Source organism: Kitasatospora sp. NPDC058243 (genome assembly GCF_042882025.1).
GTDB lineage: Bacteria > Actinomycetota > Actinomycetes > Streptomycetales > Streptomycetaceae > Kitasatospora.
Genome location: NZ_JBHVWW010000027.1, coordinates 58,500 through 70,927, shown reverse-complemented (window position 1 = coordinate 70,927; position 12,428 = coordinate 58,500). Strand labels below are relative to the sequence as shown.

Below are 12,428 nucleotides of genomic sequence, written 5' to 3'. Positions count from 1 at the left end.
TCGTGTCGGACTGTCGGCTTGCCCGCGCACCGCTGGTGCGGAGGCGCCGCGATCGAAGATTCCCCATGGAAGTCAGGACACCTTGAACCGCCTCGACCACCGCGACCCCCTCGTGTTCGACACGCACGAGCTGGGACGTCGCCCGGGCTCGCTGCGCAAGGTGTCCCGCACTCTGGAGGCCCCCGCGGGCCTGGGGATCATCGACGTGATCGGCGTCCCCGAGAAGAGCGAGCTCCGGCTGGAGCTCCGCCTGGAGTCCGTGGTCGAGGGCGTGCTGGTCACCGGCACCGCCGAGGCCCAGGTCGAGGGCGAGTGCGCCCGGTGCCTGGAGCCCGTCGAGGACGACCTCGACGTCGACTTCCAGGAGCTGTACTACTACCCGGAGTCCGACGAGCGTCACCGCGCCCGGACCGCCGGGGCCGAGGACCTCGACGAGGACTCGGAAGAAGATACTTACCGTCTGGAGGGCGACTTCTTCGACCTCCAGCCGGTGCTGCGTGACGCGGTGGTGCTCGCACTGCCGCTGCAGCCGGTGTGCCAGGAAGACTGCCTGGGCCTGTGCTCCGAATGCGGAGCGCGCCTGAGCGACGACCCGACGCACCACCACGACGCCGCCGACCCCCGGTGGGCGGCTCTGCAGGGACTCTCCGCCGCCCCCGGCGACGAGGGTGACGGGATCAAGAACAGCGACACCCGTGAGGGTCTCGCCGAGAACCAGGAGAAGTAGCCGTGGCTGTTCCGAAGCGGAAGATGTCGCGCAGCAACACGCGCCACCGTCGGTCCAACTGGAAGGCCGTTGTTCCGGCCCTCGTGGCGTGCGACCGCTGCCACGAGCCGAAGCTGGGTCACATCGCGTGCCCGAGCTGCGGCACGTACAACCGTCGCCAGGTCCTCTCGGTCTGATCGGCGGGGTGCACGGATCGATGTCGGACGGTAACTCCACCCGCAAGGCGTCCTCCGCCCCGAAGGGTTCCTCTTTGGGCGGTGGCAGGGCCGGTGGGCCGGCTTCGACCGAATACGACGTCCTGGAAGGGCGCCTCGGGTACACACTCGAGCGCGCCCTTCTGGTGCGTGCCCTGACCCACCGCTCGTACGCGTACGAGAACGGGGGCCTGCCCACCAACGAGCGCCTGGAGTTCCTCGGCGACTCGGTGCTGGGCCTCGTGGTGACCGACACCCTCTACCGCGTCCACCCGGACGTGCCGGAGGGCACGCTCGCCAAGCTGCGCGCCGCGGTGGTGAACTCCCGCGCGCTCGCGGACGTCGGCCGGGGCCTGGAACTCGGCACGTTCATCCGGCTCGGCAAGGGCGAGGAGGGCACCGGCGGCCGCGACAAGTCGTCGATCCTCGCCGACACGGTCGAGGCCGTGATCGGAGCCGTCTACCTGGACCAGGGTCTGGACGCGGCCACCGAGTTCGTCCACCGGCTGTTCGACCCGCTGATCGAGGAGTCCTCCCAGCTGGGCGCAGGCCTGGACTGGAAGACCAGCCTCCAGGAGCTCACCGCCTCGGTGGGCATCGGGGTGCCCGAGTACGTGGTCATGGAGTCCGGTCCGGACCACGAGAAGACCTTCACCGCGGCGGCCCGGGTGGCCGGCGAGGACTTCGGCAGCGGCGTCGGCCGTTCGAAGAAGGAGGCCGAGCAGAAGGCCGCCGAGAGCGCCTGGCGGGCGATCAAGGAGAAGTACGCCGACCGGCTGCCCGCCGGGGCGTGAGGGAGCAGTAGCCTTCCTCCTGCTGATCCCTTCCGCAGGAGGCCTGTTCCCGTGCCCGAACTTCCCGAGGTCGAGGTCGTCCGTCGCGGTCTGGCGAACTGGGTCGCCGGGCGGACCGTCGCCGACGTCCAGGTGCTGCACCCGCGCGCGGTGCGCCGCCAGCCCGCCGGCGCCGCCGACTTCACCGCCCGGCTGACCGGCACCACCCTCGGCACCGCGCAGCGGCGCGGCAAGTACCTGTGGGTGCCGCTGGCGGGGTCCGGCGCGGGCTTCTCGCTGATCGGCCACCTCGGCATGAGCGGCCAACTCCTCGTCCAGGACCCGTCCGTACCCGACGAGACGCACCTGCGGGTGCGGCTGCGGTTCGCCGACGGCGGGCGCGAACTGCGCTTCGTCGACCAGCGGACCTTCGGCGCCCTCGCGGTCGAGGAGGCCGAGGACGGCGACCCGGAGGGCACGCCGCTCTCCATCGCGCACATCGCCCGCGACCCGCTCGACCCGCGCTTCGACGACGCCGCCTTCGCGGCCGCGCTGCGGGCCAAGCGCACCACCGTGAAGCGGGCGCTGCTCGACCAGACGCTGATCAGCGGGGTCGGCAACATCTACGCCGACGAGGCGCTCTGGCGCTCCCGGCTGCACTACGACCGCCCGACCGCGACGCTCACCCGCCCGCAGGCCGCCGAACTGCTGGCGAACGCCCGCGAGGTGATGACGGCGGCGCTCGCCGTCGGCGGTACCAGCTTCGACAGCCTGTACGTCAACGTGAACGGCGAGAGCGGCTACTTCTCCCGCGACCTCGACGCGTACGGCCGCGAGCACGAGCCCTGCCGCCGCTGCGGCACCCCGATCCGGCGGGCCGCCTGGATGAACCGCTCCAGCTACTTCTGCCCCCGCTGCCAGCGGGTGCCGCGGGTCCGCAGCGGGGGCTGACAGCAGGGGCAGGGAGCGGGGCCGGGGAGCTCAGTGCTTGGCGAGTTCCGGCTGGTCGGCGGCCGCCTCGCCGGGGGAGCCGTGGGTGTCCTGGCCGAAGTAGGCGACCCCGACCGCGGACACCACCGCGAGCAGGAAGCCGACCACGCCGAGCCAGCCCAGGCCGGACTTGGAGGAGTCGCCGAGCCAGAGCACGCCGATCGCGCCGGGCAGCACCGTCTCTCCGACCACCAGCGCTGCCGTCGCGCCGTTCACCGAGCCGATCTGCAGCGCCACGGTGTGCACGTACATGCCGCCGATGCCGCCGACCAGGATCGCGTACAGCGCCGGGTCGGAGAGCAGCTTGGCGAGGTCGAACGGGTCGATGCCGTTCAGGATGCGCACGCCGACGCCCAGCGCGCCGAAGCCCAGGCCGGAGAGCAGACCGGCGACGATCGCGCCCTTGGATCCCATCCGCCGCACCAGCAGGCCGCCGCCGACCAGCAGCACGGTGGTGACCAGCAGCAGGCCCCAGTGGAAGGCCATCGACGCGTGGTGGCCGCCCTCCGGGCCGGCCGAGACGGCCAGCAGCACCAGCGCCGAGCAGAGCACGCCGATCGAGGCCCACTCCAGCTGCTTGAGCCGGATGCCGAGCAGCTTGATGCTCAGCACCGCGGTGATCACCAGGTTGGCGCTGATGATGGTCTGCGAGAGGAACAGCGGCAGCAGCCGCGCGGCCAGCGCGCCCAGCCCGAAGCCGATCAGGTCGAGCACCGTGCCGACGATGAACTCCCAGGTGACGGCAGCCTTCGCGGTGGAGGACAGGCTCGGCCCGCCGTGCTCGGTGGTGGCGCCGGAGGCGCCCTTGGCGGCCTCCTCGCGCGCGGAGCGGCGGGATCCGACGGCCTGGAGGACTGAGCCGGTGCCGTAGCAGGCGGATGCCGCCACGGCGGTGACGAGGCCGATGATCACCGGGTGCTCCGATCGGGAGATGGGTCAAGAACAGGTAATGGGACCAGCGGTCCGGGACCACTATGCCCGTCCGCGCGGTACGGTCGGCGCACCGCCCGGAACACCCTGGGCCCGCCGGGACGTACGTCCGGGCGCCGGCCGCGGTTCCCGCGCACCGCCCGCATCAGGGGCGAGTGGGGGAAACATCATCCCCGAGGAGGGGCGCGGCCCCGGCGGTCGGCGGGGAATCTTGTCACTACCAGTATGCGAAGGGTATGCCGTGCCTTGACGCCCGTCAGGGTAGCGTCGAGGGCATGAGAACCCTTGCACGACGTTCCCGGGGCGCCGGGCCGCTTGCCCTGGTGGCGGCGCTGCTGGGGCTGCTGCTCCTGCTCGCACCGACGGCCTCGGCCGCGGGCGGGCTGGACGACGCGGCCTCCACCCTGAAGCAGGGCCGGGTCTACGTCGACCCGGCGATGACCAGCCGATTCAGCCAGAGCCAGGCCGACGCCCTGACCGAGAAGATCAAGAAGGCCGACAAGCCGATCTTCGTCGCGGTCGTCCCGGCCAGCGCCCCCTACGGCGAGCGGACCGTCTTCAACGACCTGCGCACCAAGGTCGGCATCGACGGTGCCTACGCGATCTGGCGCGGTGACCAGTTCGCGGCCAAGGCCGACCGCGGCGCGATGTCGCAGGGCAGCGCCGAGCGGATCGCCGGCGCCGCCTTCCGCTCCCACAACGGCGACATCGACGCCACCCTGAACGAGTTCGTCGACAGCGCCGCCCCGCAGGCCAAGGGCACCGGGGTGAACCACAGCACCTCGATCGCCTGGGTGGTCATCCCGGTCGTGCTGCTCGCGCTGGCCGGTGCCGGCGTCTTCCTCCTCTTCCGCCGCGCCAAGGCGCGCAAGGAGGAGCAGGCCCGGGCCGAGCTGGAGCAGCTGCGCCGGGTGGTCGACGAGGACATCACCGCCTTCGGCGAGGAACTGGACCGGCTCGACTTCAACCCGGCCGCGACCGACGCCGACGACACCCAGCGCACCGACTACACCCACGCCCTGGACTCGTACGAGAAGGCCAAGCGGCTGATGGACGAGGCCAAGCGGCCGGACGACGTCAAGCCGGTCACCGAGGCGCTGGAGGACGGCCGGTTCGCGCTGGCCACCCTGGCCGCCCGGCGGGAGAAGCGCCCGGTGCCCGAGCGCAGGCCCCCGTGCTTCTTCGACCCGCGCCACGGCCCCTCGGTCAAGGACGTCGACTGGGCCCCGGCCGACGGCGCCGCCCGCACCGTCCCGGTCTGCCGGTCCGACGCGGACCGGCTGGCCGCCGGCCTCGACCCGGCCATCCGCACCGTCGAGACCGAGCACGGCCCGCAGCCGTACTGGAACGCCGGCCCGGCCTACGCCCCCTGGGCGGGCGGCTACTTCGGCGGATTCGGCGGCGGCCTGCTGCCGGGCCTGCTGGTCGGCACCATGCTCGGCTCGATGATCAGCAGCCCGGCCTACGCCGCGGCGCCGATGATGGACCAGGGCTACCAGGACCAGCACGAGGGCGGCGACTTCACCGGCGCCGACTTCAACTCCTCCGACTTCAGCGGTGGCTTCGGCGACGGCGGCGGCTTCGGTGGCGGGGACTTCGGTGGCGGCGGCGACTTCGGCGGCGGCGACTGGTGACCCGCTGAGCCCCACCGCGACACCCCTGCGGCCCCGCCGGACTTCCTCCGGCGGGGCCGCTCCGCGTGGTCGACGGCCCCGTGGAGCTGTGACCGCCGGACACGCCTTAGGCTCGGGGCATGCACGGTCGCGACGCCCACAGTGAGGAACCGGTCCGGGTGACCGCCTGGGTCCGGGGGAAGGTCCAGCAGGTCGGGTTCCGCTGGTGGACCAGGGCACGGGCGCTGGAGACCGGCCTGACCGGCTACGCGAGCAACCTCGGGGACGGCCGGGTGCAGGTGGTCGCCGAGGGACTGGCCGCCGACTGCGAACTGCTGCTGGACCTGCTGCGCGGCCCGGGAACCCCGGGCGAGGTCAGTGGCGTCACCGAGATCTGGACGGCCGTGGGCCCCGGCTACGAGGGCTTCGAGATCCGCTGAGCCCGGCCACACCCGCGCGGGCCGGAACTGATCGGCAACTGCCGGTGTCATGCGGTTGCCATTCGGGCAGACTCGTGGTTGACTCCGCATCGAACGATGATCCACGAGCAGCTGGTGGACCCGGCCCGAGGCCCCCAGGCGTGACGACACCGCCAGGCAGGTGACAGGGTCGCGGTAGCGTGCGGTGATCGTGTTGACCCTTTCCGTCTTTGGTGAGACGCTGGAAACCCGCGCACACGACCGCGTTTTCCCGGCAGGCGTCTGCCCTCGTGAGCCCAGCTCACGATGGTTGTGCCGTAAGTGCCCAGCCAGCACTACCGGTGACGCGCCGCGCGTGCGTCCCCCTTCCCCCTTCCCCCTAGACCTGTACCGTTCCGGTTCGGTCACTCAGCGTGGAGGACCATTCATCATGGCAAAGGCGCTTCTCGGGTACGTCGGCGGCCCCGACCCGCGAATGCTCTCCGAGATGCGACGGCTTCAGCAGCGCGTCCAGGACCTTGAATCCGAGCTCCTTCGGATGCAGGCCGAGAACGACGCGCTCGCCGCTGTCGCTGACGGGCACTCGCTGCTCAACAGCATCGATCTGGATCAGCGGGAGCCGGCTCTCACCTGAGTCCCGCCCGGTCCTCGCAGATCGACGCCGCTGTGCACTGAGCCGCTCCGAAAGGGACGCAGCTTGCAAGGGACGCCCGGTTGTGGCGTCCCTTCGTCGTGTCCGGGCCCGGGACGCACGGCCCGCCGGGGATACAGTCGCCGTTGACGACAGGCCCCGGGCCCTGGCGAGCGACGAGGAGACCGGCCGCGTGCACCTGAAGAGTCTGACGCTGCGCGGGTTCAAGTCCTTCGCCTCCAGCACCACCCTGCGCTTCGAGCCCGGCATCACCTGCGTGGTCGGCCCGAACGGCTCCGGCAAGTCGAACGTCGTCGACGCGCTGTCCTGGGTGATGGGGGAGCAGGGCGCCAAGTCGCTGCGCGGCGGCAAGATGGAGGACGTCATCTTCGCCGGGACCAGCGGGCGCGCCCCGCTCGGCCGGGCCGAGGTCAGCCTCACCATCGACAACGCCGACGGCGCCCTGCCGATCGACTACACCGAGGTGACCATCACCCGGACCATGTTCCGCAACGGCGGCAGCGAGTACGCGCTCAACGGCGAGACCTGCCGCCTGCTGGACATCCAGGAGCTCCTCTCCGACTCCGGCATCGGCCGCGAGATGCACGTCATCGTCGGCCAGGGCCAGCTGGACTCCGTCCTGCACGCCGACCCGATGGGCCGCCGCGCCTTCATCGAGGAGGCGGCCGGCGTCCTCAAGCACCGCAAGCGCAAGGAGAAGGCGCTGCGGAAACTGGACGCGATGCAGGTCAACCTCAACCGCGTCCAGGACCTGGTGGCCGAACTGCGCCGCCAGCTCGGACCGCTCGGCCGGCAGGCCAGAATCGCCCGCCGCGCCGCCGGCATCCAGGCCGACCTGCGCGACGCCCGGCTGCGGCTGCTCGCCGACGACCTGCTGGCCCTCCGGCAGGCCGTCGAGGCCGAGATCGCCGACGAGCTGGCACTGCGGCTGCGCCGCACCACCGTCGAGCAGGAACTGGCCGGTGTCGTCCAGCGCGAGGCCGTGCTGGAGGCGCAGGTCCAGCAACTCGGCCCGAGCCTGGAGGCCGCCCGGCAGACCTGGTACCGGCTCTCCGCCCTAGCCGAGCGCACCCGCGGCACCATCGGACTGGCCGAGGCCCGCGCCCGGCACGCCGCCGCGGGCGGGCAGGCCGAGGAGCGGCGTGGCCGCGATCCCGAGGAACTGGAACGGGAGGCCGCGCGGGTCCGCGAGGACGAGGCCGCGCTGGCCGAGGCGCTGGAGGAGGCGCAGTACGCGCTGGCCGAGGCGGTCGAACGCAGGAGTGAACTGGAGCGCGGGCTGGCCACCGAGGAGCGTCGCCTGCGGGACGCCGCCCGGGCCATCGCGGACCGCCGGGAGGGCCTGGCCCGGTTGCAGGGGCAGGCCGCCGCCGCCCGCTCCAAGGCGGCCTGCGCCGAAGCGGAGATCGGCCGGCTGACCGAGGCCGGCGGCGAGGCGCTGCTGCGGGCCGAGGCCGCCCAGGCCGAGTACGAGGAGCTCCAGCGGCAGGTCGGCGGCCCCGCCGGGGACGACGAGCAGGCCGAGGCCGCCCACCAGGAGGCCCGGGAGCGGCTCGCCGCCCTCGAGCGCGACCTCGCCGCCGCCCGGGAGGCGGCCGGCGCCGCCGAGCGCGAACGGGCCGGACTCACCGCGCGGCACGAGGCGCTCTCCCTCGGACTGCGCCGCAAGGACGGCACCGGCGCCCTGCTCGACGCGGGGGAGCGGCTGAGCGGACTGCGCGGCCCCGCGGCCGCGCTGCTGCGGATCGCCCCCGGGTACGAGGTGCCGGTGGCGGCGGCGCTCGGCGCGGCCGCCGACGCGGTCGCCGTCGACTCGCCCGGCACCGCCGCCGAGGCGCTGCGGCTGCTGCGCGCCGAGGACGCCGGCCGGGCCGCGCTGCTGATCGAGGGTGCCGGCCGGGCCGCGCTGCCGATCGCGGGTGCCGGTGAACCGCTCGCCGGCGTCGGGGAGTTGCCGGACGGAGCCCGCTGGGCCGCCGAACTCGTCGACGGGCCGGCCGGGTTGGTCGGTGCCGCGCGGGGCCTGCTGGCCCGGGTGGCGGTCGTCGACACCCTCGACGAGGCGCTGCGGCTGGTCGCCGACCACCCCGGGCTGACCGCCGTCACCGCCGCCGGGGACCGGCTCGGCGCCGACTTCGCGCAGGGCGGCTCCGACGGTGTACCGAGCCTGCTGGAGATTCGGGCGGCGGTCGAGGAGGCCGCCCGGGAGATCGCCGAACTCACCCTCCGTTGCGCCGAGTCGGCCCTGCACCTGGCCGAACTCGCCGAGCAGCGACGGGAGTCGGCCGCCTTCGTGGATCAACTCGCCGAGCAGCGGCGGCGGCAGGAGAAGGAGCGCGCCCAGGTGGCGGGCGCGCTCGGCCGCCTCGGTGGGCAGGCTAGGGCCGCCGCCGGCGAGGCCGAGCGGCTGTCCGCCGCCGCCGCGCGGGCCGACCAAGGCCTGGTCGAACTCCTCGCCACCGCAGAGGAGTTGGCCGAACGCCTGGCAGCGGCCGAGGACTCGGAGGAAGCCGGGGAGGCCGAGCCGGACACCGCCGAGCAGCAGCGGCTGGCCGAGGCCGCCACCGGCTCCCGGCAGGCCGAGCTGGAGGCCAGGCTCGCGGTGCGCACCCACGAGGAGCGGGTCCGCGCGCTCGCCGGCCGGGCGGACCAGCTGGACCGGGCCGCCCGCGCCGAGCGCGAGACGCGCGCTCGGGCCGCCGAGCGCCGCCGACGCGCCGAGCACGACGCCGGGGTGGCGAACGCCGTCGCGGCGGGCGCCCGGCAGCTGCTGGCCTGCCTGGAGGTGTCGCTGTCCCGCGCGGACGCCGGGCGGGCGGCGGTCGAGCAGGCGCGCGCCGAGCGCGAGACCGAACTGCGGGCGCACCGCGAGCGCGGCCGCGGCCTCAAGGAGGAACTGGACAAAATGGTCGACGCCGGCCACCGGGACGAGGTGCTGCGGGCCGAGAAGCGGCTGCGGATCGAGCAGTTGGAGGCCCGGGCGCTGGAGGAGTTCGGCATCGACGGCGGCGAACTGCTCGCCACCTACGGGCCGGACCAGCCCGTCCCGCCGTCGACCCCGGAAGAAGGAGGGGAACCGGGCGAGCCGCGCCCGTACGACCGGGCCGAGCAGGAGAAGCGACTCAGGGCGGCCGAGAAGGCGTACCAGCAACTGGGCAAGGTCAACCCGCTGGCGCTGGAGGAGTTCGCGGCGCTGGAGGAGCGCCACCAGTTCCTCGGGGAACAACTGGACGACCTCAAGCGCAGCCGGCGCGACCTGTTGGACATCGTCCGGGAGGTGGACGAGCGGGTCGAGCAGCTGTTCGCCTCGGCGTACCACGACACCGCCGCCCAGTTCGAGGGCGTCTTCGCCCGGCTGTTCCCCGGCGGCGAGGGGCGGCTGGTGCTGACCGACCCCGACCACATGCTCACCACCGGCGTCGAGGTGGAGGCCCGCCCACCGGGCAAGAAGGTCAAGCGGCTGTCGCTGCTGTCCGGCGGCGAGCGCTCGCTGACCGCGGTGGCACTGCTGGTGGCGATCTTCAAGGCCAGGCCCAGCCCGTTCTACGTGATGGACGAGGTGGAGGCGGCGCTCGACGAGACCAACCTGCGCCGGCTGGTCGGGATCATGGAGGAGCTGCGGGAGAGCTCCCAGCTGATCGTGATCACCCACCAGAAGCTGACCATGGAGTCCGCGGACGCCCTCTACGGCGTGACCATGAAGGGCGACGGCATCTCACAGGTGATCAGCCAGCGGCTGCGCGTCGGGGCACCTCCCGGCCGCCGGTCCGGAGGAGGACACCGGGAGCGGCCGGAGGCCGTCCGTACCGCATCGGCGTAGGGCGGCTGCGGTCCATCCGGGCTCCGGTCGCGGATACTGGAGCAGTTATGGAATACGTGATCCTTGCCGTAGTCATCGCCGTGGTCGCCATCGGCGCGATCGCCGGCCTCGTCGTTTCCGGCAGACGACGCCAGCAACTGCCCCCGAAGTCGCAGTCGCCGGTCATCACGGCGCCGCCGACCACCCCGCAGGAGCCCCAGGTCGGCGAGGAGGCCGCGCCGCCGACCGAGGAGCCCCGCCGCACCGTCGAGGAGGTGCAGCTCCCCGAGGCCGAGGCTCCGACCGAAGCCTCGACCGGAGCCCCGGCCACGGCCCCGACCGAGGTCGAGGTCGAGGCCGCCGAGGCCGAGACGGCACCCGCCGTCGAGGTCCCCGAGCCCACCGCGGGCCGGCTGGTCCGGCTGCGCTCCCGGCTCTCCCGCTCGCAGAACTCGCTCGGCAAGGGCCTGCTCTCGCTGCTCTCCCGCGAGCACCTGGACGAGGACACCTGGGAGGAGATCGAGGAGACCCTGCTGACCGCCGACGTCGGCGTGGCCCCCACCCAGGAGCTGGTCGAGCGGCTGCGCACCCGGGTGAAGGTGCTCGGCACCCGGACGCCCGACGAACTGCGCGCGCTGCTGCGCGAGGAGCTCGTCGAGCTGATCGGCAAGGACGCCGACCGCACCGTCCGCTCCACCAAGCACGCGGAGGGGCCGGCCGTGGTCCTGGTGGTCGGCGTCAACGGCGTCGGCAAGACCACCACCACCGGCAAGCTCGCCCGCGTCCTGGTCGCCGACGGCCGCAAGGTGGTGCTCGGCGCCGCCGACACCTTCCGGGCCGCCGCCGCCGACCAGCTGCAGACCTGGGGCGAGCGGGTCGGTGCGCGCACCGTGCGCGGACCGGAGGGCGGTGACCCGGCCTCGATCGCGTTCGACGCGGTCAAGGAGGGCATCGCCGAGGGCGCCGACACCGTGCTGGTGGACACCGCCGGCCGACTGCACACCAAGACCGGCCTGATGGACGAGCTGGGCAAGGTCAAGCGGGTCGTCGAGAAACACGGCCCGGTGGACGAGGTGCTGCTGGTGCTGGACGCCACCACCGGCCAGAACGGCCTGATCCAGGCCCGGGTGTTCGCCGAGGTGGTCGACATCACCGGCATCGTGCTGACCAAGCTGGACGGCACCGCCAAGGGCGGCATCGTGGTCGCGGTCCAGCGCGACCTGGGCGTGCCGGTCAAGCTGGTCGGCCTGGGCGAGGGTGCGGACGACCTGGCGCCGTTCGAGCCGGGCGCGTTCGTGGACGCGCTGATCGGGGACTGAGGCCCCGTACGCACGAAGGGTCCGCTCCGCGAGGGGCGGGCCCTTTCGCGTTGCCGCCCGGGACCGGAGGAGCGTGCCGGGGCGGAGGAGCGCGCCGAGCTGGAGGGGCGCACGCCGAGGCGCGTGGGGCGGGTGGGGCGCGCTGAGGCCTACGAGGCGAGCCAGGCGGGTTCGGCGGTGCGCTCGCGGCCGCGGTGGCAGGCGTAGGCGAGGGTGCCGAGCAGCAGCCGGGCCTCGGGCGGGCAGCCGGCGTTGTCGCGGGTGGGGCGGCGCAGCCAGCGGACCGGGCCGAGCGCGCCGAGCACGGTGGGCGGGGCGGCGACGTAGCTGCCCTCGCCGTGGCAGGTGAGGTCGAGCGCGGCGTCGTCCCAGCCCATCCGGTAGAGCAGGTCGGGCAGCCGGCGGGCGGCGCCGGCGGCGACCAGGAACTGCAGCCGGCCGGTGGGCGCGGCGAGCACCGGGCCGACCTGGGTGCCCATCCGCTCCAGCCGGACCAGCGCCTGCAGTCCGGCCTGCTCGGGAACGTCCAGGACGTCGAAGGCGCGGCCGGTGGGGAACAGCACCGAGCCCCCGGCGCGCGCCTCCCGGGACCGGTCCTCGCCGCCGGGTACGGGATGCAGGCCGGGCGCGGCGCAGCGGTCGGAGCCGCAGGGACAGCGGGTCGGGGCGGTGGCGGAGCCGGCCGGGGCGCCGGTGGCGACCGTCCAGCCCCAGCGGCCGGTGTACTCCGCGGCGGCTTGGGACGCGGTGACCTTGGTGCGGCGGCGCGCGCCCAGCGGCGTCAACCGCAGGTGTCCCAGTCGAAGTTCGCCGAACAGGTTGTCCATGCCTCCCCCAACAGGTTCCCGTCGCCGATGGTTACGGGATGGTGACTGTGTGTTGATTGTCCGTTGCGTGGTGCGTTGTGCGGTGGCGGCGTGCAGCGCCCGGTGTGCGCCTGTCGTGGTGGTGCGCCTCGAGCGCCGCCTTGTGGCTGGCGGCACCGATGCCGGATCGTGGGGTGGGCGAGGCG

The 12,428-nt window shown here is 73.6% G+C and carries 11 protein-coding genes; 9 read left to right on the top strand and 2 right to left on the bottom strand.

The annotated features are described in order from the left end of the window. Nucleotides 1-82 precede the first annotated feature (82 nt). The 4 genes from ACFVX9_RS19475 to mutM are packed head-to-tail and all read left to right on the top strand — an operon-like array spanning nt 83 to nt 2,645. Nucleotides 83-727 carry a DUF177 domain-containing protein gene (locus tag ACFVX9_RS19475; protein ID WP_063347695.1) on the top strand — a complete coding sequence of 215 codons (645 nt, stop codon included), beginning with the start codon at nt 83-85 and terminating at the stop codon, nt 725-727. Between the two features lie 2 nt (nt 728-729). After that, nucleotides 730-903 (top strand): 50S ribosomal protein L32, encoded by a 174-nt coding sequence (rpmF, locus tag ACFVX9_RS19470; RefSeq protein ID WP_030056747.1) that lies wholly within the window; start codon nt 730-732, stop codon nt 901-903. A 20-nt stretch (nt 904-923) separates the two neighbouring features. After that, nucleotides 924-1,715 (top strand): ribonuclease III, encoded by a 792-nt coding sequence (rnc, locus tag ACFVX9_RS19465; RefSeq protein ID WP_079135603.1) that lies wholly within the window; start codon nt 924-926, stop codon nt 1,713-1,715. A gap of 51 nt (nt 1,716-1,766) precedes the next feature. Continuing rightward, entirely contained in the window at nt 1,767-2,645 is an 879-nt protein-coding gene (gene mutM, locus ACFVX9_RS19460; protein ID WP_380376625.1) for a bifunctional DNA-formamidopyrimidine glycosylase/DNA-(apurinic or apyrimidinic site) lyase, read from the top strand. A gap of 30 nt (nt 2,646-2,675) precedes the next feature. Here the strand turns inward: mutM and ACFVX9_RS19455 are convergent, their stop codons facing one another. After that, nucleotides 2,676-3,596 (bottom strand): hypothetical protein, encoded by a 921-nt coding sequence (locus ACFVX9_RS19455; RefSeq protein WP_063347692.1) that lies wholly within the window; start codon nt 3,594-3,596, stop codon nt 2,676-2,678. Between the two features lie 293 nt (nt 3,597-3,889). Here ACFVX9_RS19455 and ACFVX9_RS19450 point away from each other — a divergent pair, with 293 nt between their 5' ends. The 5 genes from ACFVX9_RS19450 to ftsY all read left to right on the top strand — a co-directional run bounded on the left by ACFVX9_RS19450 (nt 3,890) and on the right by ftsY (nt 11,416). After that, nucleotides 3,890-5,248: a hypothetical protein gene (locus ACFVX9_RS19450; RefSeq protein WP_387982660.1), complete on the top strand. Its 1,359-nt coding sequence runs from the start codon at nt 3,890-3,892 to the stop codon at nt 5,246-5,248. Between the two features lie 119 nt (nt 5,249-5,367). Continuing rightward, entirely contained in the window at nt 5,368-5,667 is a 300-nt protein-coding gene (locus ACFVX9_RS19445) for an acylphosphatase (RefSeq protein ID WP_063347690.1), read from the top strand. A gap of 409 nt (nt 5,668-6,076) precedes the next feature. Next, nucleotides 6,077-6,280, top strand: a complete 204-nt coding sequence (locus ACFVX9_RS19440) for a hypothetical protein (RefSeq protein WP_063347689.1) — start codon at nt 6,077-6,079, stop codon at nt 6,278-6,280. Nucleotides 6,281-6,470: 190 nt separating this feature from the next. Continuing rightward, the gene (smc, locus tag ACFVX9_RS19435) at nt 6,471-10,118 is read left to right on the top strand and encodes a chromosome segregation protein SMC (protein ID WP_387982658.1); all 3,648 of its coding nucleotides are present in this window, start codon (nt 6,471-6,473) and stop codon (nt 10,116-10,118) included. Nucleotides 10,119-10,165: 47 nt separating this feature from the next. After that, on the top strand, nt 10,166-11,416 hold the full coding sequence (ftsY, locus tag ACFVX9_RS19430) for a signal recognition particle-docking protein FtsY (protein ID WP_387982656.1): 1,251 nt from the start codon (nt 10,166-10,168) through the stop codon (nt 11,414-11,416). A gap of 149 nt (nt 11,417-11,565) precedes the next feature. On the opposite strand, the gene ACFVX9_RS19425 is transcribed toward ftsY, so the two are convergent. Beyond that, nucleotides 11,566-12,243 carry a bifunctional DNA primase/polymerase gene (locus tag ACFVX9_RS19425; RefSeq protein WP_063347686.1) on the bottom strand — a complete coding sequence of 226 codons (678 nt, stop codon included), beginning with the start codon at nt 12,241-12,243 and terminating at the stop codon, nt 11,566-11,568. Between the last annotated feature and the right edge of the window lie 185 nt (nt 12,244-12,428).